16 protein-coding genes and 2 pseudogenes are annotated in these 23574 nt (G+C 76.6%); 13 read left to right on the top strand and 5 right to left on the bottom strand.

Annotation, left to right across the window (positions count from 1 at the left end):
- Window positions 1–31: 31 nt before the first annotated feature.
- Both malQ and CUT44_RS28405 read right to left on the bottom strand, forming a co-directional pair.
- A complete protein-coding gene (gene malQ / locus CUT44_RS28410; RefSeq protein ID WP_100204819.1) occupies window positions 32–2320 on the bottom strand; it encodes a 4-alpha-glucanotransferase in 2289 nt (762 codons plus the stop codon).
- 38 nt (window positions 2321–2358) lie between these two features.
- The gene (locus CUT44_RS28405) at window positions 2359–2622 is read right to left on the bottom strand and encodes a hypothetical protein (RefSeq protein WP_100204818.1); all 264 of its coding nucleotides are present in this window, start codon (window positions 2620–2622) and stop codon (window positions 2359–2361) included.
- 201 nt (window positions 2623–2823) lie between these two features.
- Here CUT44_RS28405 and CUT44_RS34965 point away from each other — a divergent pair.
- A pseudogene (locus CUT44_RS34965) lies at window positions 2824–4518 on the top strand (beta-N-acetylglucosaminidase domain-containing protein); the annotation flags it as partial.
- A gap of 11 nt (window positions 4519–4529) precedes the next feature.
- On the opposite strand, the gene CUT44_RS34960 reads toward CUT44_RS34965, so the two are convergent.
- The gene (locus tag CUT44_RS34960) at window positions 4530–4739 is read right to left on the bottom strand and encodes a hypothetical protein (RefSeq protein ID WP_408646806.1); all 210 of its coding nucleotides are present in this window, start codon (window positions 4737–4739) and stop codon (window positions 4530–4532) included.
- Between CUT44_RS34960 and CUT44_RS34955 the strand changes: the two are divergent.
- Window positions 4660–4968: pseudogene (locus CUT44_RS34955) on the top strand (beta-N-acetylglucosaminidase domain-containing protein); the annotation flags it as partial. The gene CUT44_RS34960 and the pseudogene CUT44_RS34955 sit on opposite strands and share 80 nt — an antisense overlap.
- A 460-nt stretch (window positions 4969–5428) precedes the next feature.
- Complete coding sequence (locus CUT44_RS34950; protein ID WP_233221727.1) at window positions 5429–6286, top strand: discoidin domain-containing protein; 858 nt, start codon at window positions 5429–5431, stop codon at window positions 6284–6286.
- 154 nt (window positions 6287–6440) lie between these two features.
- Here CUT44_RS34950 and CUT44_RS28395 read toward each other — a convergent pair whose 3' ends face one another.
- Entirely contained in the window at window positions 6441–6980 is a 540-nt protein-coding gene (locus CUT44_RS28395; protein WP_100204817.1) for an HNH endonuclease, read from the bottom strand.
- A gap of 225 nt (window positions 6981–7205) precedes the next feature.
- Here CUT44_RS28395 and CUT44_RS28390 point away from each other — a divergent pair, with 225 nt between their 5' ends.
- The 10 genes from CUT44_RS28390 (at window position 7206) to CUT44_RS28345 (ending at window position 22505) form a co-directional block, all read left to right on the top strand.
- Window positions 7206–8333, top strand: a complete 1128-nt coding sequence (locus CUT44_RS28390) for a mechanosensitive ion channel family protein (protein WP_100204816.1) — start codon at window positions 7206–7208, stop codon at window positions 8331–8333.
- A 210-nt stretch (window positions 8334–8543) separates the two neighbouring features.
- Window positions 8544–9848: an ROK family transcriptional regulator gene (locus tag CUT44_RS28385; protein WP_100204815.1), complete on the top strand. Its 1305-nt coding sequence runs from the start codon at window positions 8544–8546 to the stop codon at window positions 9846–9848.
- A gap of 80 nt (window positions 9849–9928) precedes the next feature.
- Window positions 9929–11203 carry a family 4 glycosyl hydrolase gene (locus tag CUT44_RS28380; protein ID WP_100204814.1) on the top strand — a complete coding sequence of 425 codons (1275 nt, stop codon included), beginning with the start codon at window positions 9929–9931 and terminating at the stop codon, window positions 11201–11203.
- On the top strand, window positions 11194–12318 hold the full coding sequence (locus tag CUT44_RS28375) for an N-acetylglucosamine kinase (protein ID WP_107488075.1): 1125 nt from the start codon (window positions 11194–11196) through the stop codon (window positions 12316–12318). The genes CUT44_RS28380 and CUT44_RS28375 overlap by 10 nt, the downstream gene beginning before the upstream one ends.
- A 302-nt stretch (window positions 12319–12620) precedes the next feature.
- Window positions 12621–14006 carry a hypothetical protein gene (locus tag CUT44_RS28370; RefSeq protein WP_233221726.1) on the top strand — a complete coding sequence of 462 codons (1386 nt, stop codon included), beginning with the start codon at window positions 12621–12623 and terminating at the stop codon, window positions 14004–14006.
- Window positions 14007–14038: 32 nt separating this feature from the next.
- Window positions 14039–15190, top strand: a complete 1152-nt coding sequence (locus CUT44_RS28365; protein ID WP_233221725.1) for a glutamate ABC transporter substrate-binding protein — start codon at window positions 14039–14041, stop codon at window positions 15188–15190.
- A 52-nt stretch (window positions 15191–15242) separates the two neighbouring features.
- Window positions 15243–16574, top strand: a complete 1332-nt coding sequence (locus tag CUT44_RS28360; protein ID WP_100204813.1) for a hypothetical protein — start codon at window positions 15243–15245, stop codon at window positions 16572–16574.
- A 125-nt stretch (window positions 16575–16699) separates the two neighbouring features.
- On the top strand, window positions 16700–19138 hold the full coding sequence (locus tag CUT44_RS28355) for a serine/threonine-protein kinase (protein ID WP_332888296.1): 2439 nt from the start codon (window positions 16700–16702) through the stop codon (window positions 19136–19138).
- Window positions 19139–19140: 2 nt separating this feature from the next.
- Window positions 19141–20661, top strand: a complete 1521-nt coding sequence (locus CUT44_RS28350; RefSeq protein WP_100205248.1) for a PP2C family serine/threonine-protein phosphatase — start codon at window positions 19141–19143, stop codon at window positions 20659–20661.
- A gap of 503 nt (window positions 20662–21164) precedes the next feature.
- On the top strand, window positions 21165–22505 hold the full coding sequence (locus CUT44_RS28345) for an FHA domain-containing protein (protein ID WP_100204811.1): 1341 nt from the start codon (window positions 21165–21167) through the stop codon (window positions 22503–22505).
- On the opposite strand, the gene CUT44_RS28340 is transcribed toward CUT44_RS28345, so the two are convergent.
- On the bottom strand, window positions 22486–23532 hold the full coding sequence (locus tag CUT44_RS28340; protein WP_100204810.1) for a methyltransferase domain-containing protein: 1047 nt from the start codon (window positions 23530–23532) through the stop codon (window positions 22486–22488). The two genes, CUT44_RS28345 and CUT44_RS28340, sit on opposite strands and share 20 nt — an antisense overlap.
- Window positions 23533–23574: the final 42 nt, after the last annotated feature.

Below are 23574 nucleotides of genomic sequence, written 5' to 3'. Positions count from 1 at the left end.
GCCACGCGTCCAGGGTGGGGTTCGCGGACGCCTACGGGTGTTCCCGCGGCCTGCCGGGCACGTGCGGCGCTTCCGGACCCGGCACCCCCGGGCCCGGCGCCTCCGGCTCCCCCGTCCTGGGACCCTTCGGGTCCGGGCCGTGCAGTTCCTCGCGGACCGTCTCCAGCAGGCCGTGCAGCCGGGGCGAGGTGACCAGCTCCTCGAGGGTGACCGGCCTGCCGTCACCGTCGGCGATGGGCAGCCGCCAGTTGGGGTACTGGTCCCAGGTGCCGGGGACGTTCTGCGGACGCCGGTCGCCCACCCCGTCCGGCAGCCAGACACCGACCATCTTCGCGGGGGTGCGGGCCAGGAAGCGGTAGACCGCCCTGATCTCCGGCTCCTCGTCCCCCGCGCCGTCCAGCAGACCCAGCCGGACCAGATGGGCGACCCATTCGGCGGTCTCCATCGTGTCCTGGGTCTGCTCGGCGGCCAGCGAACCGGTCAGCAGGCCGAGGCGGTGACGCAGTTCGACGTGCTCGCCGCTGAGCCGGGCGGCGGTGCTGGGCAGGTCGTGGGTGGTGGCGGTGGCCAGACAGTCGGCACGCCAGTGCTCCGGAGCCAGGGGCTGGGGTGTCTCGTTGCCGGAGCCGCCGGGGCTCCCGGCGCCGGCCGGGGTGTGCCGGTGCTCGTAGTCGCGCTCGAACCACAGCACGGAGGTGCCCAGCACCCCGCGCCCGGCCAGCTCCTCGCGTACGCCCGGCTCGACGGTGCCCAGGTCCTCGCCGATGACGACGGCGTTCGCGCGGTGCGCCTCCAGGGCGAGCACACCGAGCATCGCCCCGGCGTCGTAGCGGACGTAGGCACCCTCGGTCGGCGGGCGCCCCTCGGGGATCCACCACAGCCGGAACTGGCCCATGACGTGGTCGATGCGCAGCCCGCCGGTGTGCCGCAGCAGCCCGGACAGCAGCGCGCGGTACGGGGCGTAGCCGGAGGCCGCCAGCGCGTCCGGGCGCCACGGGGGCAGGCCCCAGTCCTGGCCGTGCGGACTGAAGGCGTCCGGCGGGGCGCCGACGGACATGCCCGCGGCGAGGAACTCCTGCTGGGCCCAGGCCTCCGCGCCGGAGGGGTGGACGCCCACCGCCAGGTCGTGCACCAAGCCGATGGACATGCCCGCGTCGCAGGCGGTGCGCTGGGCGCGGGCGAGCTGGGCGTCGGTGAGCCAGGCCAGCCAGCAGTGGAAGTCCACCCGGTCCAGCAGTTCGTTGCGGGCCCGGGCGGTGGCGGCCGAGCGCGGGTCGGACAGGCCGCCGGGCCAGGAGCGCCAGTCGGGGCCGTAAAGCTCCGCGAGGGCGCACCAGGTGGCGTGGTCCTCCAGGGTCCGGCCCTGGCGGGCGAGGAAGTCGCAGTAGGCGACGCGGCGGCCGGGGCTCAGTGGGACGGTGCGGATCAGTTCCAGTGCCTGCCCCTTGAGCGACCACACCGCGTCGCGGTCGATCCGCCCGTCCTTGGCGAGGGTGGCCTCGCGCAGTTCGGCGGCGCGGGCCGCCAGCTCCGCGGCCCGCTCGCGGGCCGTCCCGCTCAGATAGGCGTACTCGGGGATCTCCTCGACGCGCAGATGCACCGGATCGGCGAAGCGCCGCGAGGAGGGGCGGTACGGGGAGGGGTCGACGCCTTCCCCCTCGGCGGCGGGCACCGCCGAGTGCAGCGGGTTGAGCTGGATGAACCCGGCACCGGTGGCGCGCCCGGCCCAGGCCGCCAGATCGGCGAGGTCGGCCAGGTCGCCCATGCCCCAGGAGCGGGAGGACAGCAGGGAGTAGAGCTGGACGAGGAGGCCGAAGGAGCGGTCCGCCAGGGGCGGGAAGCGGTCCGGCGTCACGATCAGGGTGGCACGGGCCCGGCGGCCGTCGACGGCCTCGGCGCGCAGGGTGTGGCAGCCCGGGGGCAGCCCTTCCGCGCCCCCGTGGCCCTCCGGGGCGCCGGCGCTCCCGGCGGGACCGCACTCCAGGGTGCGGCCGTCCTCGGTCTCGGCGTACACCGCCGTGCCCTCGGGCAGCGGAGGCAGGCCGCCGCGGACGGCGGCGGGCGAGGCGGTGGCCGGGACGGCGGGCGAGGGGGCCTGCCGGGCGCGTACGACGACGGTGGGCGGGAGAAGCCGGGTGGCCTCCTCCTCCGCGTGCCGTTCCAGGGCCCTGTCGAGCGCCTGGGGTGTGGAGGCGTCCACGCCGAGGGCGGCGAGGACTTCGACGATCGTCCCGTCGGGTACCTGGACGGTGCGGCCCGGGGCGGGGTCGTAGGAGGTGCAGACGCCGTGTGCCGCGGCGAGCCGTGCCAGTCGGCTCATCTGGATCTCCCTCGGCTCTCCGTCGGCCCCCCGGGGAACTAGATGCCCGCGTCCTCCGTGCCGTATCCCACTCCGGCCGGCTCGCTGGTCAGCGGGAGCTCGGCGGTCAGGGGCGGCTCGCTGGTCAGCGGAGAGGTGTCCGCGAGCGGGGGTTCACTGGTCAGTGGGGCTTCGATGGTGTCGGAGGTGCAGGAGCCGTCCAGTCCGGAGTCGGGGTCGGAGACACCGGACAGATCGATCGGCCCCCGCCCCTGTTTGGGGAGGAGCGGGAGGGGGGTGAGCAGTTCGGCGGACGCGGCCACGGGGGCCTCCGTTCGTTCTCGTCGGACAAGGTCGCCTTACCCACTGAAACAGAGCCCAGACCTCATGGCGAGAAGAACGTGACCCAGGTCACTTCAGCTTCTGGACAAATGATTTAACGGTGCGGCGCCTTCCCGAGCATAGAACATTATGGCAAAACGGGCATCCTCCCCAAGGATTTCTCGCAGCGTAATGAGTTGGTCATGCGGTGCACACCCTTGTCGGCGCTTCCGCCCCGGGTGGCGTACCCGGACATCCCGGTCACATCCGTTGACACCTCCGCCGCGCCGGTGATGGGCTCGACGCGCCGGCCGGGGTCCGGGCGGCGGTACCGGCCGGGGGTCGGCCGGGCCGGTACGAGCCCGGAGCGGGGAGCCGTGGAGTACGTGAACCGTGCGGGGCATGGCCGCGGCGCACGCCGGACCGGGAGGGCGGCGCTGGCCGCGGCCGTCGTCGGCGGCCTGCTCTCGGGCGCCCCGGGAGTGCGGGCCCAGGTCCCCGGCGCGGACGGCACCGGGTCCGGGATGCGGTGGACGGTCGGCCGGACGGATTCCGCCGCACGGCAGGACCTCCCCGCGGTGTGGCCGCGTCCGCAGTCCCTGCGAGCGCGCGGCGCGGCCGTGCCGGTGGGGGACGAGGCCACCCTGATCGTCGGCGCGGACGCCGATCCGTACGCCCTCGACGCCGTCCGTGACGCCCTGCGCACCGCCGGCGCGCGCCACGTGCGCACCCTGCGGCCGGACGGGACCGGTGGGACCGGTGGGACCGGGGCGGCGGAGCCCGCCCGGGGTCCGGTGGTCCGGATCGGCGGCACCGCCGCCGAGGAGGCGCTGCGCGCCCTGGGCGCGGACGGCCGCGGCGACCTGCCCGCGGGCGGTTACCGGCTGGCGGCCGGACGGGCCGAGGGGCTGGACCCCGGCGGTACGGTCGCCCTCGCGGGCGTGGGCCGGGACGGGCTGTTCCACGCCGCGCAGACGCTGCGGCAGCTTCTCACCACCCGTCCCGACGGCACCGCCGCCGTCGCCGGTGCGGTGGTGCGGGACTGGCCCGCCTCGGCGGTGCGCGGCACGGCCGAGGCCTTCCACGGGCAGCCCTGGTCGCACGAGCGGCGGCTGGCGCATCTGGACTTCATGGGCCGCACCAAGCAGAACCGCTATCTGTACGCCCCCGGCGACGATTCCCACCGCCAGGAGCGCTGGCGCGACCCGTACCCGGCGCAGCGACGCGCCGAGTTCCGCGCGCTGGCCGAACGCGCCCGGCGCAACCATGTGGTGCTCGCCTGGGCCGTCTCCCCCGCGCAGTCGATGTGCCTGTCCTCCGGCGACGACCGCCGGGCGCTGCTGCGCAAGATCGACGCCATGGCCGCACTGGGAGTGCGGGCCGTGCAACTCCGCTTCGACGACGCCGGCTACGGCGAGTGGCGCTGCGAGGCTGACGCCGGGCGCCACGGCCGGGACTCGGCCGCCGCGGCCCGCGCCCACGCGGAGCTGGCCGACGCGGTGGCCGCCCACCTGCACGAGCGGTACGGCACCGGGGAGGGCGCGGTGCCGCTGTCGGTGCTGCCGACCGAGTACCACCAGGAGGGCGCCACCGACTACCGCCGGACGCTCGCGCGGGAGCTGGACCCCGGCACCGAGGTGGCCTGGACGGGGGTGGGGGCGGTCCCGGCCGAGATCACCGGAGCGGAGCTGGCGGAGGCCGGCTCCGTCTTCCGCCGCCCGCCGGCCACCCTGGACAACTATCCGGTCAACGACTACGCCGCCGACCGGGTCTTCCTCGGCCCCTACGACGGCCGGGAACCGGCCGTCGCCAACGGCTCCGCCGCGCTGCTGGCCAACGCCATGACACAGCCCACCGCCTCCCGGATCCCGCTGTTCACGGTCGCCGACTACGCCTGGAACCCGCGCGGCTACCGGCCGCGGGAGTCCTGGCGGGCGGCGATCGACGCGCTGGCGGCCACCCCGGACACCCCGGCCGGGGAGCCGGATCCCGAGGTGCGCGGGGCGCTGGAGGCGCTGGCCGCCAACAGCTTCTCCTCGGTGCTCGGCAGGAAGGAGTCCGCGCGGCTCGTCCCGCTGATCGACGCCTTCTGGCGGGCCCACGCCGGCCGCGACGACACGGCGTACGGCAGGGCGGACGATCGGCTGCGCGGCGCCCTCGCGGCCCTGGCCGACGTCCCCGAAGACCTGGCGGGCAGTGCGGAGGGCGCACTGGACGAGGAGCTGCGCCCCTGGTCGGAGCAGCTCGCCCGGTACGGCCGGGCGGGCGGTCACGCACTGGACGTGCTGGCCGCGCAGCGGCGCGGCGACGGAGCGGCGGCCTGGGCGGCGCGGCTGGAGCTCCAGCGACTGCGTGCCGAGACCCGGCGGAGCCGGGTGACGGTCGGCGACGGCGTCCTGCCGGACTTCGCCGACCGGGCACTGAAGGCCGCCGACGGCTGGTCGGGGGCCGGAAGCGGCGGGCCGGACACCGGCCGGCCGGGCGGGAAGGTGCTCGACGCGCCCGAGCCGTCGCCCGGTTCCTCGCCCGGGGACGCCGCCGACGGCGACCCGGCCACCGCCTTCCGCGCCGCCGGGCCGCCGGACGGCCCCGGCTCCCGTGAGCTGGTCCTGCGACTGCCCCGGCCGCGCCCGCTGGAGGCGGTCACCGTCCAGTCGGCGCCGGACCCGGACGTCCGCACCGCCGTGGAGGTACGGGTGCCGGGCGAGGGCTGGCGGCGGCTGGGTGCGCTCTCCGGGGCGGGCTGGACGGAGCTGCGGTTCCCGCGTCCGGAACGGGGGGGAACGGGAGGAACGGGAAGGGCCGCGGGTGGAGGCCGTGCGGCTGGTCTGGCGGCCCGGTTCACCGGCTCCGGTGGTCCACGAGCTGACGCCCTGGTACTCCGACGGGCCCGGCGCCGAACTGGCGCTGGAACGCACCGAGACGGACGCCGTCGCCGGCGGCGGCCCGGCCGTGGTCAGGGCGCGGCTGACCGGCAACCGCCCCGCCGACCTGACCGGCCGGCTCCGGGTGCGGGTGCCCGGGGGCTTCGGGGTGCGGGCCCCGCACCGGGTGGTGCTGCGGCGCGGCGTCCCGGCGTCGGCGGCCGTCGAGGTGCGGGCGGGCAAGGACGTGCGGCCCGGCGCGTACCGGATTCCCGTCGTCCTCACCACCGGGGACGGGACGCGGCGGGAGGAGACGCTGACCGTCCGCGTCGGGGCCCCCACCGGCGGGCCGGACCTGGCCCGGGGCGCGCGGGCGGTCTCCTCCGCCGACGAGACGCCGGACTTCCCCGCCCCGGCCGTCACCGACGGCGACCCGGGGACCCGCTGGTCCTCACCGGCCGGGGACGGCCAGTGGGTGCGGGTGGAGCTCGCGGCCCCGGCCCGGGTCGGCGAGGTGCGGCTGCACTGGCAGGAGGCGTACGCCTCCCGCTACCGGATCCAGGTCTCCCCCGACGGCCGTACGTGGCGCACGGCCGCCACCGTGGCCGACGGGCGGGGCGGTCGTGCGTCGGTACGGCTCGGTGCCCCGGCCGGCACCCGTTTCGTGCGGGTGGTGTGCGACGAGCGGGCGACCCGCCACGGCGTCTCCCTGTGGTCGGTGGAGGTCCGCGCCGTACGGGACGGCGGGGACGGCGGGGACGACCGGGGCAGGAGGGACGACGGGAGGGACGAGGGGAACTGAGGAGGTCACCGACGAGGAGTGACGGCACGCCGAGGACGGGACCGGCGGTGCCCCGGTCCCGTCGCCCCCTCGTCCGCCGCCGGGGCTTCCCACAGGCCCCCGGGACATCCCCGGAGCGCCCTCGGAACGCCCTCAGAACGACGAAACCCGGATCTCAGACAGGTGTTCTGCCTTCGATCCGGGCGAGAGCGTCGTCCGCGCCGTATGGCCGCAAATACGGCAGCCAGCGCGGATCACGATGCCCCGTGCCGATGATCCGCCAGGCCAGGCCCGACGGCGGCGCGGGTTGGTGCCGCATCCGCCAGCCCAGCTCGGAGACATGGCGGTCGGCCTTGAGGTGGTTGCAGCGGCGGCAGGCCGCCACGACGTTCTCCCAGGCGTGCTGCCCGCCGCGGCTGCGTGGAACGACGTGGTCGACGCTGGTGGCGACGCCACCGCAGTACGCACACCGGCCGCCGTCCCGGGCGAACAGGGCGCGGCGGGTGAGCGGCACGGTGCCGCGGAAGGGCACGCGGACGAAGCGTTTCAGGCGTACGACGCTGGGGGCGGGTATGGCCTGGGTCGCGCTGTGCATCAGGGCGCCGGAATCCTCCAGGCTTATCGCCTTTCCGTTGAGGACGAGGATGAGCGCGCGGCGGAGCGGTACGACGCCGAGCGGCTCGTACGACGCGTTGAGGACCAGGACGTGCGGCACGGTGCCTCCTTGTACGTCGGCGGCGCGTGGCTCGCGCCGGGACGATCTCCCCCAGTGTGTCCTGTGGCCTGGTGACGGCGCCACCACGATCGCGTAACGCACCGGGCGTGTTTTCGACCACATCCTTTCCCCCCTCACCTGGTACGGAAGCACGCGTCACGCTCCCGGCACCGCGACGCCCGGTCCGGCCGGGTATCCACCGTTAGTGTGTCAGGGGTGGAACCGATGAGCGACGCACACAGGACGGCCACCGACGCGGCGGGCTGGATCGAGGAGAACTGGGGGGACTGGCTCTCCACGGGCCTGCGCATCCTGCTGATCGTGGTGATCGCCACCGTGCTGCGCACGGTGGTGAGACGGGCCATCACCCGGCTGATCGCCCGGATGACCCGCAATGCCGAGGCCGAGGCGAGCGGCAACGCGCTGCGCGGTCTGCTGGTCAACGCCGAGCGGCGGCGCCAGCGCACCGAGGCCATCGGCTCGGTGCTGCGCAGCGTCTCCACCTTCCTGATCATGGGCACCGCGTTCCTGATCGTGCTCTCCAGTCTGGGCATCGATCTCGCGCCGCTGCTGGCCAGCGCCGGTGTGGTCGGTGTGGCGATCGGTTTCGGCGCCCGCAACCTGGTCACGGACACGCTGACCGGGATGTTCATGCTGCTGGAGGACCAGTACGGGGTCGGCGACCGGATCGACGCGGGCGAGGCCACCGGCACGGTGCTGGAGATCGGGCTCCGGGTCACCAAGCTGCGCGGCGACGACGGCGAGATCTGGTACGTGCGCAACGGCGAGATCAAGCGGGTCGGCAACCTCAGCCAGGGCTGGGCGACGGCCTCCCTCGACGTCGAGGTCCGTTCCGACGAGGACCTGGAGGAGGTGCGGTCCGCCATCGCCGCGGCCGGGGAGGGGTTGTCGACCTCCGCGCCGTGGGACGAGCAGCTGTGGGCGCCGGTGGAGGTGCTGGGCCTGAACTCGGTGACGCTGGACACCATGGTGATCCGGGTGGCGGCGAAGACCATGCCGGGCAAGGCGCTCCCGGTGGAGCGCGAGCTGCGCTGGCGGATCAAGCGGGCGCTGGACACCCGGGGCATCCGGATGGTGGACGAGGACTCGCTGGCCACCCTGCGCAAGCTGGACGAGGACCTGGAGCGGGACCTCGGCAGGGGCCTGGCGAAGGACCCGGTACGGAAGGCACCCGCGGAGCCCTCCGCGGAGGTCCTCCGGAGCACCCCGGCGGACACCGTGCGGAAGCCGCCGGGAAACGTCGCCGGGGGCGCACCGAGGGGTGCCACGGCCGGGGGCCCGGCCGGTAAGCCCGTCAGGCGCGCGCAGGAGGGCGCCGAGGAACCGGGGTAGGAGCGCACGCCACGGGAAGCACTCCGCGGTGCGTCCCGTCGCGCTCCGGCGCACCTCGGCGCACCTCGGTTCCGGGCCGCTCCCGCTCCTGGCCCGTACGAGTGAGCCGGCCGGACACCCCGTTGACGCAGACCGGAGGCGGTCCTAGTGTCCTGACCACACACAACAGGAAACCTTCCTGTCAGTGGGACGGACAGCTCGGGAGAGCCGATGACCGGGACGACACCGGGGACCCCCCGGGTGCTGCGCGCCATGAACGACCGCGCGGCGCTCGAACTGCTCCTCACGCACGGCCCGCTGTCCCGCAGCCGCATCGGCAGGCTGACCGGGCTGTCCAAGCCGACCGCCTCCCAGCTCCTGGCCCGGCTGCAGGCCGCCGGCCTGGTCGTCGTCACCGGCACCAGTCAGGGGCGCCCCGGCCCGAACGCCCAGCTCTACGCCCTCGACCCGACCGCCGCGCACGTCGCCGGGCTGGACGTCACCACCGCCCGGATCCGCGCGGCGGTCGCCGATGTCACCGGCCGCACCGTCGGCACCTTCGAGCTGCCCGCCCCCACCGGGCGGGCGGCCCGTCGGCGCCCCGGGGGGACGGGGGGGACCGGGGGCCCCGGAGGGGCCGGGGATCCCGGGGACGCCGTCCAGCGGGTGGTGGCCGCCGTGGACGGCGCCGCCAAGGCCGCCGGCCTCACCCGCGACGCCCTGGACCGCGTCGTCATCGGCACCCCCGGCGCCTTCGACCCCCGCACCGGACGGCTGCGCTACGCCTCCCACCTGCCCGGCTGGCACTCCCCCACCCTGCTGGAGGAGCTGGCCGCCGCGCTGCCGATGCCGCTGGAGTACGACAACGACGTCAACCTGGCCGCCGTCGCCGAGCAGCGGCTGGGCGCCGCCCGCGGCCACGAGGACTTCGTGCTGCTCTGGAACGAGCAGGGCCTCGGTGCCGCCCTGGTGCTGGGCGGGCGGCTGCACCGCGGCTGGACCGGCGGCGCGGGCGAGGTGGGCTTCCTCCCGGTGCCCGGCGCCCCGCTGGTGCGCGGGGTCGCCCGTGCGGGCGGCGGCGGGTTCCAGGAGCTGGCGGGCGCCCACACCCTGGTGCGGCTGGGCCGCGAACTGGGCCTCGAACCGCCGTCCGGCCCGGACGAGGCGGCGGCGGCGGACCTGCTCTCCCGGGCCGCGGAGCACGCCGGAGACGCCGCGGGCGGGGACGGCGACGGGGCCGGCACCGGGGCCGGGGGCCCGTACGGTGAGCTGCTGCGGCACACGGCCACCGCGCTGGCGACCGGACTCGCCGCGCTGGTCGCCGTCCTCGACCCCGAACTCGTCGTCCTCTCCGGCGGAGTGCTCACCGCCGGGGGCGAACCGCTGCGCGCGCTGATCCAGCGGGAACTGGCCGAACTGGCCGCCGCCCGGCCGCGGCTGGTGCTCGGCGCCGTCACCGGGCACCCGGTGCTGAGCGGAGCGCTGGAGAGTGCCCTGGCGGCCACCCGTGCCGAGGTGTTCGACACCTCCCGCTGACCCCCTCGCTCGTCCTTCTTCCTGTTCTTCCACACACACCACACCCCGTGGACCCCCGTACCGAGGAGGCGCGGCACCCCGTGAAGCTCGCAGTGGTAGGCGGCGGATCGACCTACACCCCCGAACTCGTCGACGGCCTCGCCCGGTTGCGGGACGTCCTGCCCGTCACCGAACTGGCCCTGCTGGACCCGGCCGCGGACCGGCTGGCGACGGTGGGCGGCCTCGCCCGGCGCATCCTCGCCCGGGCCGGCCATCCGGCCACCGTGACCTGCACCTCCGATCTGGAGGCGGCCGTGGCGGACGCCGACGCCGTACTGCTCCAGCTCCGGGTCGGCGGGCAGGCGGCACGCGAGCGGGACGAGTCCTGGCCGCTGGAGTGCGGCTGCGTCGGGCAGGAGACCACGGGCGCGGGCGGGCTGGCCAAGGCGCTGCGCACCGTCCCCGTCGTCCTGGACCTCGCCGAGCGGGTGCGCCGGGCCGCCCCGGACGCCTGGATCGTCGACTTCACCAACCCGGTCGGCATCGTCACCCGCGCGCTGCTGGACGCCGGCCACCGGGCGGTGGGGCTGTGCAACGTGGCCGTCGGCCTCCAGCGGAAGTTCGCCGCGCTGCTGGACGTACGGCCGGCGGAGCTGCACCTGGAGCACGTCGGGCTCAACCACCTCACCTGGGAGCTGGGAGTGCGGCTGGGCGGCCCGGACGGTCCGGACGTGCTGCCCGGGCTGCTGGCCGAGCACGGCGGGGCCGTCGCCGCCGACCTGCGGCTGCCCAGGGCACTGCTGGACCGGCTGGGCAGCGTCCCCTCCTACTACCTGCGCTACTTCTACGCGCACGACGAGGTGGTGGCCGAGCTGCGCGGAAAGCCCTCGCGGGCGGCCGAGGTCGCCGGACTGGAGCGGGAGCTGCTGGCGATGTACGCCGACCCGGCGCTGGACACCAAGCCGGAGCTGCTGGCGCGGCGCGGCGGCGCCCACTACTCGGAGGCCGCCGTCGCCCTGACCGCCGCGCTGCTGGGCGGCGCCGACAGCGCGGGCAGCGGCGTGCAGGTGGTGAACACCCGCAACGACGGCACCCTGCCCTTCCTGCCCGGCGACGCGGTGGTCGAGGTGCCCGCCGAGGTGTCCCCGGCGGGTGCGAGACCGCTGCCGGTGACACCGCCGGGCCCGCTGTACGCCGGTCTGATCGCGGCCGTGGCGGCGTACGAGGAGCTGGCCCTGGAGGCCGCCCTGCACGGCGGCCGGGACCGGGTGTTCGCCGCGCTGCTGGCCCACCCCCTGGTCGGGCAGTACACGCTCGCCGAGCGGCTGACCGACCGGCTGATCGCGCACAACCGGGAACACCTCGCATGGGCCTGACACCCGCATCCTCCTCCGTAGCCGCCGCGGCCGCCGCGGCCTCCGCACCTCCCGCCGCGGCTCCGCCGCCCGCCGCCGCCCTGGCGATCGACGCGGGCAACAGCAAGACCGACGTGGCGCTGCTCGCCGGGGACGGGAGCGTGCTGGGCACCGCGCGGGGCGGCGGCTTCCGGCCGCCGGTGACCGGGGCCGGGGCCGCGCTCACCGCGCTGGGCAGGACCGTGGCCCGGGCGGCGGCGGCCGCGGGGCTGGACACCCGGCCGGATTCGGAGTCCGGGAGCCCGGACCCCGGCCCGGGCACCCCCGTCCCGCTGGCCGAACACGTCTCGGCCTGTCTGGCCAACGCCGACCTGCCGCGCGAGGAGCGGGAGCTGGCGGACCGGATCGGCGCGCGGGGCTGGGGCCGCACCAGCGCGGTCGCCAACGACACCTTCGCCGTCCTGCGCGCCGGACTGCCGGACGACGGCTCGGTACGGCACGGGGTCGCCGTCGTCTGCGGCGCGGGCGTCAACTGCGTCGGGGTCGCCGGGGACGGCCGCACCCACCGCTTCCCCGCCGTCGGCCGGCTCTCCGGCGACTGGGGCGGCGGCGGTGGACTGGCCGAGGCGGCGCTGTGGCACGCGGCCCGCGCCGAGGACGGCCGCGGCCCGGACACCGAGCTGGCCCGGGCGCTGCCCGCCCACCACGGCCTGGCCAGCATGTACGCGCTGATCGAGGCGTTCCATCTGGGCGAGCTGCCGGATGAGCGGCGGTACGGGCTGGTCCCCGTCCTCTTCGCGGTGGCCGACGGCGGCGACCGGGTGGCCCGCGCGCTGGTGCGGCGGCAGGCGGCGGAGATCGTCACCATGGCGGTGGTCGCGCTGGACCGGCTGGACCTGCTCGCCGTTCCCACCCCGGTGCTGCTGGGCGGCGGTGTCGTCGCGGCCCGCCACCGGCTCCTGCACGACCACCTCCTGGAACTGCTGGCCGCGCGCGCCCCCCGGGCCACCGCCGAGGTGGTCACCGCCCCTCCGGTGCTCGGCGCCGGGCTGCGCGCCCTGGACCACCTCGGGGCCCCGCCCGCCGCCCACGCCCGGCTGCGCGCGCACTACGGCCGGCCGGACACGCCCCGCTGACCGTCCCCCGCCCCGGGAACCGGTCGCGTGCCCCGCCGCGTGCCGGGACACAGGCACAGGCACAGGCGCACACAACGGAGAAGCCGGAGGTCCGGGAGGCGCCGGGGAGACACCAGGGGCGCGCGGAACGGCGCGCACCGAGCGGCCCGCGGCCGGAGCGGGATCCCGGCGGTACGGGTGTCACCGCCGGGGGCCGGGCCGCCATACTGCTGACCGGGCCTCCTCCGCCGGGCCGCACGCGGTACGCGGCACGGACCGGGGAGCCCGGTAACCGGCGTCCGAGGGGGAGGGAGGTCCCGACAGTGGCACATCCGGCGAGCCCGCCCCCGTCCCCCGCCGTCCCGGGACCGGTGCGCCGTACGGTCCGCGCCGAGACCCTGGCACGGCTGCGCGCGGCGGCGGTGACCGAGCCCGGCCGGCTGCGGATCATCGGGGCCGTGCTGACCCTCCTGGTGCTGGCGTTCGGGACCGTGACCGTCTGCCAGACCGCCGGCCGGGCCGCTGCGGCCGACGCCGTGGTGGACCGCGGCCGACCGCTGAGCACCGACGCGGCGAGCATCTACCGTTCGCTCGCCGACGCCGACACCACCGCCGCCGGCGCCTTCCTGACCGGGGACGGCGGTTCGCCCGCACTGCGCGAGCGGTACGAGAGGGACATCCGGACCGCCTCCCGGCTGCTGACCGAGGCGGCGGCGAACACCGGTGCCCCGGGACACGGCCGCGCGGAGATCACCGAGCTGAACGAGCAGCTCACCGTCTACACCGGCCTGGTGGAGACCGCCCGCGCCAACGACCGGCAGGGACTTCCGCTGGGCGGCGCCTACCTGCGCCACGCCAGCGAGCGGATGCGCGAGCACATGCTGCCCGCCGCCGACGCCCTCCACCGGTCCGAGACCGCCCGGCTCGGCGGGGACCGCCACCGGGCCCGGGCCTGGCCCGTTCCGGCACTGCTCACCGGGGTGGCCGCGCTGGCCGCGCTCGGCTGGGCCCAGCGGCGCCACCACCTGCGCACGAACCGGGTGTTCAGCCCCGGGCTGCTGGCCGCCACCGCGGCGACGGCCACGCTGCTGGTGTGGCTGGCGGCCGGGCACTGGCTGGCCCGGTCCGCACTGGACGAGTCCGACCGGCACGGCGCCCGGTCGCTCCAGGTGCTCAACGCGGCATGGACGACCGCGCTGCAGGCGCGCGGCGACGAGAACCTGACGCTGGTGGCGCGCGGCGGCGGCACCGCGTACGAGAAGAGCTACCGCGCGGGCATGCGCACGCTGGCGGGCAGCCGCTCCAGCGGGGGCGCGGGCCCGGACCGGCAGAACGGCGGACAGCTGGCGAGGGCGCTGGAGCTGGCCGACGACGAGGCGGGCCGCGCGCCGGTCGAGCGCGCCGTACGGGCCGCGGCCGCCTGGCGCGAACGCCACGCGGCGGCCCGCGAGCTGGAGAACGGCGGCCGGTACGAGGCCGCCGTGGGCCTGGTGATCCGGCCCGGCGAGGACACCGCGCGCAGCGCCTTCGACGAGGTGGACACCGCGCTGGCCGAGGCCGTACGGCACGAGCAGCGGGAGTTCGGGCGGGCGGCCGAACGGGGCCGGGACGCCCTGGCCGGGCTGCCCGCCGGGGCCGGAGCGCTGTCCGTCCTCGCCGTGGCGGGCGTGGCGGCGGGCATCGGCCGCAGACTGTCGGAGTACCGGTGAGGACGGCGCGGGCGGGGGACGAAGGGGCGCGGATGACGCGGACGGACGAGCCGGGAGGCGACGGCGGCGAGGACGGCGCGCGGACCAGCGCCCGGACCGGCGGTGCCCGGACGGTGGCGGGCCGGCCCGTCGCGGTGGTCGCCCTGGTGGCCGTGCTGGCCGCCGGGGTCATGCTCGGCGCGGCCGTGCAGGCGGCGCTGTCCGGCGGAACGGCCGCGCGGCCGCCCGCGGGATCCGGACCGTCCGCCGGACCGGACGGCGGGCCGGACAGCAGGCCGGGCAGCGGACCGGGCAGTGAGCCGGGCAGCAGGCCGGGCAGCGAGCCCAACACCGGGCCGGGCACCGTACGGCCCGCCGCCGGGCGGGAGCGGTGCGCCGACGGGAGCGACCCGGCGGCGAGCCTGCGGCCTTCCGGGGCCGCGGGTCCCGCCGTCGAACGCGTCCGGAGGGCGGGGCGGCTGGTGGTCGGCGTCGACCAGAACAGCTATCTGTGGGGCTACTTCGACCCCTTCTCCAGGGAGTTCACCGGCTTCGACATCGAGCTGGTGAAGGCGATAGCCACCGATCTGCTCGGTCCCGGCCCCGAGATCGTCTACAAGACCATCCCGACCGACCAGCGCATCCCCGCGCTCCGGCGGCGCGAGGTGGACATGGTGGTGCGGACGATGTCGATCACCTGCGACCGGATCCGCCAGGTGGCGTTCTCCACCGCGTACTTCGAGGCCGGGCAGCAGATCCTCGCCCCGGAGAACTCGCGGATCACCGGGTTCGACGCGTCGCTGCGCGGCAGGCGGCTGTGCACCGCGGCCGGTTCGACCGCGCAGACGCTGCTGGAGAGGGACGCCCGGGGCGCCCGGCCGGTGTACGCCGACAACCAGCTCGACTGCCTGGTCCGGCTGCAACTGGGCGAGGTGGACGCGGTGATGACCGACAGCGCCCTGGCCGCCGGGCAGGCCGCCCAGGACCCCTCGGTCCGCCTCGTCGGCGACCCGCTGACCGTCGAACCGTACGGCGTGGCGATGAATCTCGGTGACGAGGACCTCGTCCGCCGGGTGAACAAGGTGCTGGAGGACTACCGTCGGGGCGGTGCGGACAGCGCGTGGACGGCCGCGTACGAACGGTGGCTGGCAGACAGGATGGAGACGGCGGAGCCGGCGCCCCCGGCGCCGGTCTACAGGGACTGAAGGCACATCGGACGAGACGTCGGCGACGGCGTCGGGAGCGGCGAGGTGACGGATGGGGGACGGCGGCACTGCGGGCGGGACAGCGGGCCCCGGCGGACCGGCGGACGGACCGGTGCTGGGACCCGAGGAGGTGGACCGGGCGCTGGCCCGGCTGGGCGCGGAGCACGAGGCGGTCGAGACCTCCCTGTACGCCCTCCAGGACCACGCGGGACGCGGACTGCTGGAGAACGCGGAACTGACCGGTGTCACCAAGGAGCGGTGGGCCCGGGCCGAGGAGTCGATCGCACTGCTGTGGACGTGCTTCGACACCTTCACCGCGGCCCTGCGCTCGGTGCACGAGCTGCGCGCCGGGTGCCGCCGGCCGGGTCCGGGGGAACTGGCCGAGCTGACCGCGCGGCTGCGGGGCCCGGTGGTGGCCCTCCCCGGCGGCACGGAGGGCGGTGGTGACGGCATTGGTGACGGCGTTGGTGACGGCGGCGGGGGGCGGGTCGGTCTGGCGGAGCTGGTCCGCCGGATGAACCGCTGGTACGCCCACGCCCTCGATGTGGTCACCGCCGCCGAGTCCGTCTGGTCCGCGCTGCCCGCCCGGATAGACATGCTCTCCGCCGAACTGCAGCGGGTCCGCTCCCTGGCGCATTCCGTCGGCGTACGCCCCGGAGAGCATCCGGCCGGTGACGAACTGGAGGACATCACCGCCGAGCTGACCTCGCTGCGCGCCGAGGTCGTCGCCGATCCGCTGGCCTTCTGGGTCCCGGCGGGCGGGAGTTCGGCGCCGGGCGGCGGCCGTCCCGACACCGTGCGGTACGACCGGGCGGCCCGTGCCCTGGAGGACGTGCGGCGCGAGATCGAGGCCGTGCTCCAGGTGCGGCAGGACGCCGAGCAGCGGCTGATGCGGCTGCGCGACGTGCTCTCCCGCGCGGACCGCACCCTGGCGGAGGCGCGCACGGCGCGCGGCGAGGTGCTGGCGAAGATCGCCGCCTGTGAGGTGCCCGCGGTGAGCGGACCGCCGACCGCCCTGTACGAGCAGCTCTCCCTCGCCGCGGAGCACCGGCGGCACGCCCGGTGGCACCGGCTGTCCCCGCTGCTGGAGAGCCTGGAGGAGCGGGCGGAGGAGGAGCTGGAACGGGCCCGGGACTCACTGTCCGCGGTGACCGCGCCGCTGGCCGTCCGCGCGGAGCTGCGCGGCCGGCTGGACGCGTACCGGGCACGGCTGGCACGGCGGCGGATGGCGGACGACCCGCTGCTGGCGGAGCGGTACGACGCCGCCCGGCGGCTGCTGTGGAGCGTGCCTTGTGATCTGCGCGCCGCCGAGCGGGCGGTGCTGCGCTACCAGCGGGCGGCGCTGGAGGTCCTGGCACCGGACGGGGAGGGGGGCGCCGGGTGAGTACGGAGGACCCGCGGAACGCGGCGGAGGCCGGGGACCCCGAGAACCCCGGGAGCGCAGAGACCCCGGAAACACCGGAGACACCGGAGAACGGAAGGAGCACGGGAGGCACGGGGACCGCCGGGGTGCAGGCCGGCCGGCGCCGGCGGCCGCACCGCGGCGGCACGTACGAGGACGCCGCCGAGGACGACGGGCCCGGGCCGCACCCGGCCACCGACGGCACGGTGACCTCACCCTCGACGAGGCCCCTCGCCCTCCCGTCCACCCCCGCGCCGGACGCCTCCCTCCCCCCGTCCCTCCCCTCGTCCGGGCGCTCCGCCGGGCGGTCGGTCGCCGTGCGCGGCTCGGGCCCGTCGTCCGCGGCGTCCGGCCGCGCCGCGCTGGGTGCCGGGCTGGTGACGGTCCCCCCGGTACCGCGCCCGGACCCCCGGTCGGCGGTACTGGCCGATCCGGAGGTGCCCGAGGGGAAGCGGTTCTGCGGCAACGGCGAGTGCGCCGCGCCGGTGGGGCGCTCGCGCGGTGGCCGGACGGCCCGTCCCGAGGGCTTCTGCACCCGGTGCGGTCGCCCGTACTCCTTCGTCCCGAAACTGCGGCCGGGCGACATGGTGCACGGCCAGTACGAGGTGGCCGGCTGTCTGGCGCACGGCGGGCTGGGGTGGATCTACCTGGCGGTGGACCGCGCCGTCTCCGACCGCTGGGTGGTGCTCAAGGGCCTGCTGGACACCGGTGACGAGGACGCCATGGCCGCGGCGATCTCCGAGCGGCGGTTCCTCGCGGAGATCGAGCATCCCTCGATCGTGCGGATCCACAACTTCGTCGAGCATCCCGACCGGCGCACCGGCAGCCTCGACGGCTACATCGTGATGGAGTACGTCGGGGGCAGGTCGCTCAAGGAGATCGCCAACTCCCGCCGCACGCCCGACGGCCGCCGCGACCCGCTGCCGGTGGCGCAGGCGTGCGCCTACGGCATCGAGGCGCTGGAGGCGCTGGGCCATCTGCACGGACGCGGCCTGCTGTACTGCGACTTCAAGGTGGACAACGCCATCCAGCAGGGCGACCGGCTCAAGCTGATCGACATGGGCGCGGTCCGGCGCATGGACGACCACATCAGCGCGGTCTACGGCACGATCGGCTACCAGGCGCCCGAGGTGGCCCGCACCGGACCCTCGGTCGCCTCCGACCTGTACACGGTCGCGCGCACCCTGGCCGTGCTGACCTTCGACTTCCAGGGCTACACCACCGTGTTCGCGCACGACATGCCGGGCCCGGAGCACATCGGGGTCTTCCGGCGGTACGAGTCCTTCCACCGGCTGCTGGTGCGGGCCACCGACCCCGATCCGCAGCGCCGGTTCGCCTCGGCCCAGGAGATGTCCGAGCAGCTCACCGGGGTGCTGCGGGAGATCGTGGCACTCCGGACCGGCCGTCCGCGGCCGGCGGTGTCCACGCTGTTCGGCCCGGAGACGAAGGTGGTGGACACCCGGCTGATGCCGCCCGTCGGCGGCGACGTCTCGCTGCTGGGCCTCCGCCCGCTCCGGGTGCCGCGGCGGACGCGCCCGGGGCGTGCGCCGGTCCCGGCGGACGCCCCCGCACCGCCCCCGCCGGGCGGCGCACCACCGCTGGTGCCGCTGGACACGCGGGCCGCCGCGCTGGCCCTGCCCGTCCCGCTGGTGGATCCGGCCGACCCGGGTGCCGGGTTCCTCGCCGGACTGCTGGCCGCCGCCCCCGCCGAGCTGCTCGCCGCGCTGCGGTCCGCGCCCGCCGACTCCGCCGAGGTGCGGCTGCGGGAGCTGCGCGCCCGGCTGGAGTCGGGCGAGGAGCGGGACCGCGGGGCCGCCGCCGGGGTGCTGGCCGCTCTGGAGGAACGGCACGGCGGTGACTGGCGCGTCGTCTGGTACCGGGGGCTGCACGCTCTGGTGGTGGGCGATCCGGAGACGGCGGCGGCGGCCTTCGGGGCGGTCCGCGACGCCTTTCCGGGCGAGCTCGCCCCCAAGCTGGCACTGGGCGTCTGTGCCGAGGCTCTGGAGCGGTGGGAGGACGCCGCGGCGTACTACCGCCTGGTGTGGTCGACCGATCACGGCCAGGTGGGCGCCGCGTTCGGTCTGGCCCGGGTACGGTTGGCCATCGATGATCGCCAAGGTGCGGTGCGGGCGCTGGAATCCGTACCGGAGTCCTCCGTCCACCACACGGCCGCGCGGGTCGCCGCCGTGCGGGCCAGGCTGCGGCGGCGTTCCCCCGGGGAGCCGCTGTCGGCGGACCTGCGGGCCGCCGCCCGCCAGGTGGAGCGGCTGCGGGAGGCGGGGCTGGACGCGTTGCGCCGTGAGCGGTTGACCGCCGAGGTACTGGGAAGTGCGTTGGACTGGGTGCTCGCGGGCCGACCGGGCGAGCCCGCGCCCGCCGCTCCGGGGCGCCCCCCGGACCTGCTGGGCTGCGAACTGGACGAGACCGGGCTCCGCCTGGGGCTGGAACGCTCGTTCCGGCGGCTCGCCCGGCTCGCGCAGTCCGGCACCGAAAGGATCGAACTGGTGGAACGGGCCAACCGTCTCCGCCCCAGAACGTGGGTGTGACCATGCCGCAGCTCGACCAACTCTCCGTATGCCCCCGCTGTGCGGAGCCGCTGGAGGAGGGGGACCTCTTCTGCGGCGCGTGCGGTGCCGACCTGGCCGCCGTGCGCCGGACGCCGGAGGCCGGCGGCACCGCCGCGCCCGCCGGGGCGGGTGGCGCGCGCCCTTCGGTGCCGCCGCCCGCGTCCGCCGCGCCGCCCGTACCGCCCACACCGCCCGCGGTACCGCCCTCCGCGCCGCCGCCTCCTCCGTACCCGCCGTCCCCGGTCGCGCCCCCCGTCCCGCCGCACGTGCCCGCCGGGTCGGGCGGGCCGGGCGAGGCGGGCGGGTCGGGCGGGTCGGGCGGGGCTGACTTCGTACTGCCGCCGCCCGCCTCCGCGCCGGACGGGCGGTACCCGGCCGGCCCCGCGCCGGAGCGGGAGGACTTCCCGCTCCCGCCGCCCGCACCGGCGCCGGACGGCCCCGACCCGCGCGAGGAGCCGGGCCGGGGGCGGCGGGAGGGGCACGGCGAACAGCACGAGTTCCCGCGTGAGGAGCGGCACGGGGAGTCCCGCGGCCACTCGCACGCAGAACCGCACGGTGGCCCGGGCGGGGACGCGGACGGCGGCCCGGACGAGGGAGCGGAAGCGCCGTGCGTCGCCTGCGGCACGGGCGCCGTCGGCGGGGACGGCCACTGCGAGCACTGCGGCCACCGCCGCCCGCGCGAACGCGACCACCTGGAGCGCACGGTGCCGGGAGTGGCGGCGGTCAGCGACCGCGGGCTGCGCCACCACCGCAACGAGGACTCCTTCGCCGTCGCCTCCGCCGGGCTGCCGGACGGCTCGGCGGCCCCGGTCGCCGTCGTCTGCGACGGGGTGTCCTCGGCGACCCGCCCCGACGAGGCGTCGGCCGCCGCCGCCGAGGCCGCCTGCGCCTCACTGCTCGCCGCGCTGCCGCACGGCACCGACCCCCGGGAGGCGATGCGCGCCGCCCTGGCGGCCGCCGCCGGGGCGGTCGGCGACCTGGCCGCGAGGACCCCGGCGGACCCGGCGCGCAACGCCCCGGCCTGCACCATCGTCGGCGCGGTGGTCACGGGCGAGATCCTCACCGTCGGCTGGGTCGGCGACAGCCGCGCCTACTGGGTGCCCGAGGACCGTTCCACCCAGCCCGCCCGGCTCACCGAGGACGACTCCTGGGCGGCCCAGATGGTCGCGGCCGGCCTGATGGAGGAGGCCGAGGCGTACGCCGACCCGCGGGCCCACGCCATCACCGGCTGGCTGGGCGCGGACGCCCACGAAATCGACCCGCACACCGCGTCCTTCACCCCGGACCGGCCGGGCGTGGTGGTGGTGTGCACCGACGGGCTGTGGAACTACGCCGAGTCGGCCGAGGAGATGACCTCGGTGGTCGCGCCCGACGCCCGCACCGAACCGCTGCGCTGTGCCCGGCAGCTCGTGGGGCACGCGCTCGACGGCGGTGGGCACGACAACGTGACGGTGGCAGTGGTGCCGTTCCCGGTCCCGTCCGGCCGTACGATGTCCGGCTGACACCGCGCCGGGGGCGGCCCTGCGCCGGGCCGGGGCGGCCGGGCCGCCGGCCTGCTGCCCCGGCCGAGGCCACCGCGGCAGGCGGACCCGCGCCCACCGCCGGTGCGTACCCGGCCCGGCCGCCCGGGTCCGGACAACGGACGCGGGCCGTTCGGGCCGGTGTGACGCTCCCCACTCCCGCCGGGCTGCCCCGCACGGCGTGGACCGGCGTACCGGCCGCCGCCGGGCCGTGGACGGTGCCCCGCACCGGCCGGGCGGAGCGGCCGCGGGACCGGTCCGTGCCCCGCGGCCGGTCCGCCTCTCCGGTGGCACGGAGACCGCCGGACCGCTCGCCACGGTGGTGGGCGAGGTCGGTGCCGGGACCGGTACTGTTCCGCTGAGGGCGAGCGTCTCCGAGGCCGGCGAGACGGCGCCGCGCACACGGGGCAACCGGAACGGTCCGTGTGAACGTGAAGAAGTGAGCAACCGATCGACGCGGAGCTGCACGGAGGGGAAGGACCGACATGCCGACTTGCCCGAACGGTCACCAGTCGGCGGCCGACGACTGGTGCGAGGTGTGCGGCCAGCGCATGACCTCCGCTCCGGGTGCGCCCGCCGGCGCCGTCCCGCCCCCGCAGATGCCCGGAATGGGAGTCCCCCCGGCCCGGCCGGGGGGAGGCTACGGCTATCCCGTGCCGGGGAACGACAACACGGTGCAGAGCGAGCTCTGCCCGCAGTGCCGCACCCCCCGTGAAGGGCTCGCGCCGTTCTGCGAGGAGTGCCGGTACAACTTCCTGACCGGCACTCCCACCACCTTCACCTCGCCCCCTCCGCCGTCCCCGCCCTCGCAGGCGCCCGGCGGCAGTACGGGGCTGAACCTGCCGCCCGGTTTCCAGTCGGGCCCGCCCGGGCCGCCGCCTCCGCAGCCCGGACAGCCCCTGGACTACGAGCGCTCCCGGCCGTCCCAGGTGAACCGTCCGGCCGAGCCGCTCGCCCCGGAGCCGCAGGGACCGCCGCCCCACCAGCAACAGCACCAGCAACAGCACCAGCAGCCCCCGCAGCACCAGCCCTCCCAGCACCATCCGCAGCAGCAGCACCAGCAGCAGGGCCCGCCCGACTACGCGCAGCAGCCCGGTTACGGCCGGTCGGCCGGCTACGGGCAGCAGTCCGCCGTGGGGGCCCCGCCGGCACAGCAGCCCGGTTCCGGCTACGGCTACCCCCAGCCGCCGCAACCGTCCCAGCCGCAGCACCAGCAGCCCGGTGGCGGGGGTGACGACTGGACGCTGCCGCCGGCCGGCCCGCCCGCCCAGCCGGACTACGGACAGCAGCCCGGCATGGGAGCTCCCCCGGCGCAGCCCGGCTACGGCTACCCGCAGCAACAGCAGCCGTCCCACCAGCACCAACAACAGCAGCAGCATCAGCAGCCTCCGCACCAGCAGCACCAGCAGCACCAGCAGCCGGCGAACTGGATGGTGACGATCGGTCCGGACCGCGAGTACTTCGCGGCGATGATGCGGCGCAGCGGCCCGGAGGCCGCCGGTCTGAACCTGCCCGCCTACTCCCCGGAGCAGCGGATCCAGCTCACCGGCCCCCAGGTGACCATCGGCCGCCGCCGCCACTCCACCGGCGAGTCGCCCGACATCGACCTGGCCCGTCCGCCGGAGGACCCGGGGGTCTCGCACCAGCACGCGGTGCTGGTGCGGCAGCCCGACGGGAACTGGGCCGTGGTCGACCAGGACTCCACCAACGGCACCACCGTCAACGGCGCCGAGGACCCGATCCAGCCGTTCGTGCCGGTGCCGCTCCAGGCGGGCGACCGGGTGCACGTCGGCGCCTGGACCACGATCACCCTGTACCGGGGCTGACCCCGGGGGCGGGTCCCGTCCCGGGCCCCGCCCGCAGCGGCCAGCGGTCCGGTCCGTCCGGGTCGTCCAGCCAGACCCACTGGTCCGCGCCGCGCACCGTCACGCCGTACCGGGTGCGGTCCGGCCGTCCGGCGCGCCGCCACCGTTCGTAGGCGGCGCCCGGGTCCGGACCGCCCCCGGTCAGCGACAGCAGGAAACCGAACGACTCGGTCCGCAGCGCCTCGCGCGGCAGGTCCGCCGGATCGATCCGCGGGCGCGGCGGGCGGTCGCCGCGCAGCGGGACGAAGTAGGCGGGGTCCGGCAGGAAGCGGCCCTCGGCGCGGCCGGGCTCCGTCACCCGCAGGGCGAGCAGCCCGGTGGCCATCGGGGTCAGGATGACCGCCCCGGGCCTGCACTGCTCCGGCCAGGCCGGCGGTACGGCGTCCACCGCGCAGGTCCCGATGATCCGGTCGTACGGCCCCCGCTCCGGGCAGCCGAGGGCCCCGTCCCCGGTGACCACCTCAAGGTGGCGGCCGGCCGCCGCCAACCGCGTCCGGGCCTCCCCGGTGATCTCCGGATCCACGTCGACGGTGGTCACGTGGGCGTCGCCCAGCCGGTGGGCCAGCAGGGCGGCGTTCCAGCCGGTGCCGGTGCCGATCTCCAGCACGTCCATCCCGTCCGCCACCCGCAGGTCCCGGAGCATCATCGCCATCAGGGACGGCTGGCTGGAGGAGGAGCGCGGCTCGCCGTCCCGCACCCGGGTCGCCAGCGGCACGTCCTCGTAGACGCCCGTCAGCCAGCGCTCCCGTACCGACGGGTCGGGGTCGTCGCGGCCGAGCCGCTCGTAACCGCCCACCAGGGGCAGGTAGTAGCAGGGCACGAACAGGTGCCGCGGCACGGCCTCGAACGCCGCCCGCCACGCCGGATCGGCCAGCAGGCCCTCCGCCTCGATGCCGCGCACCAGCGCCCGGGCCAGACTCCGGGCCCGGTCCCGGAACTCCCCACCCCGGCCGCCCCGCTTGCCCCTTCCATCCGTTTCACCGGTCATGTCCCCATACTTCCACCCAGCCCCGGGGAGTGATCGAACATG

The sequence above is a fragment of the Streptomyces carminius genome, assembly GCF_002794255.1.
Classification (GTDB): domain Bacteria; phylum Actinomycetota; class Actinomycetes; order Streptomycetales; family Streptomycetaceae; genus Streptomyces; species Streptomyces carminius.
The sequence above is the reverse complement of the archived record's forward strand: the minus strand, read 5'-3'. Positions and strand labels throughout refer to the sequence as shown.

What these genes read in the sequence shown, in the direction of transcription:
- CUT44_RS28350 (WP_100205248.1), top strand. Translation starts at nt 19,141, where the DNA reads ATGCCGCAGCTCGACCAACTCTCCGTATGCCCCCGCTGTGCGGAGCCG.
- CUT44_RS28375 (WP_107488075.1), top strand. Translation starts at nt 11,194, where the DNA reads ATGGGCCTGACACCCGCATCCTCCTCCGTAGCCGCCGCGGCCGCCGCG.
- CUT44_RS28385 (WP_100204815.1), top strand. Translation starts at nt 8,544, where the DNA reads ATGACCGGGACGACACCGGGGACCCCCCGGGTGCTGCGCGCCATGAAC.
- CUT44_RS28340 (WP_100204810.1), bottom strand. Translation starts at nt 23,532, where the DNA reads ATGACCGGTGAAACGGATGGAAGGGGCAAGCGGGGCGGCCGGGGTGGG.
- CUT44_RS28360 (WP_100204813.1), top strand. Translation starts at nt 15,243, where the DNA reads ATGGGGGACGGCGGCACTGCGGGCGGGACAGCGGGCCCCGGCGGACCG.
- CUT44_RS28365 (WP_233221725.1), top strand. Translation starts at nt 14,039, where the DNA reads ATGACGCGGACGGACGAGCCGGGAGGCGACGGCGGCGAGGACGGCGCG.
- malQ (WP_100204819.1), bottom strand. Translation starts at nt 2,320, where the DNA reads ATGAGCCGACTGGCACGGCTCGCCGCGGCACACGGCGTCTGCACCTCC.
- CUT44_RS28345 (WP_100204811.1), top strand. Translation starts at nt 21,165, where the DNA reads ATGCCGACTTGCCCGAACGGTCACCAGTCGGCGGCCGACGACTGGTGC.
- CUT44_RS28390 (WP_100204816.1), top strand. Translation starts at nt 7,206, where the DNA reads ATGAGCGACGCACACAGGACGGCCACCGACGCGGCGGGCTGGATCGAG.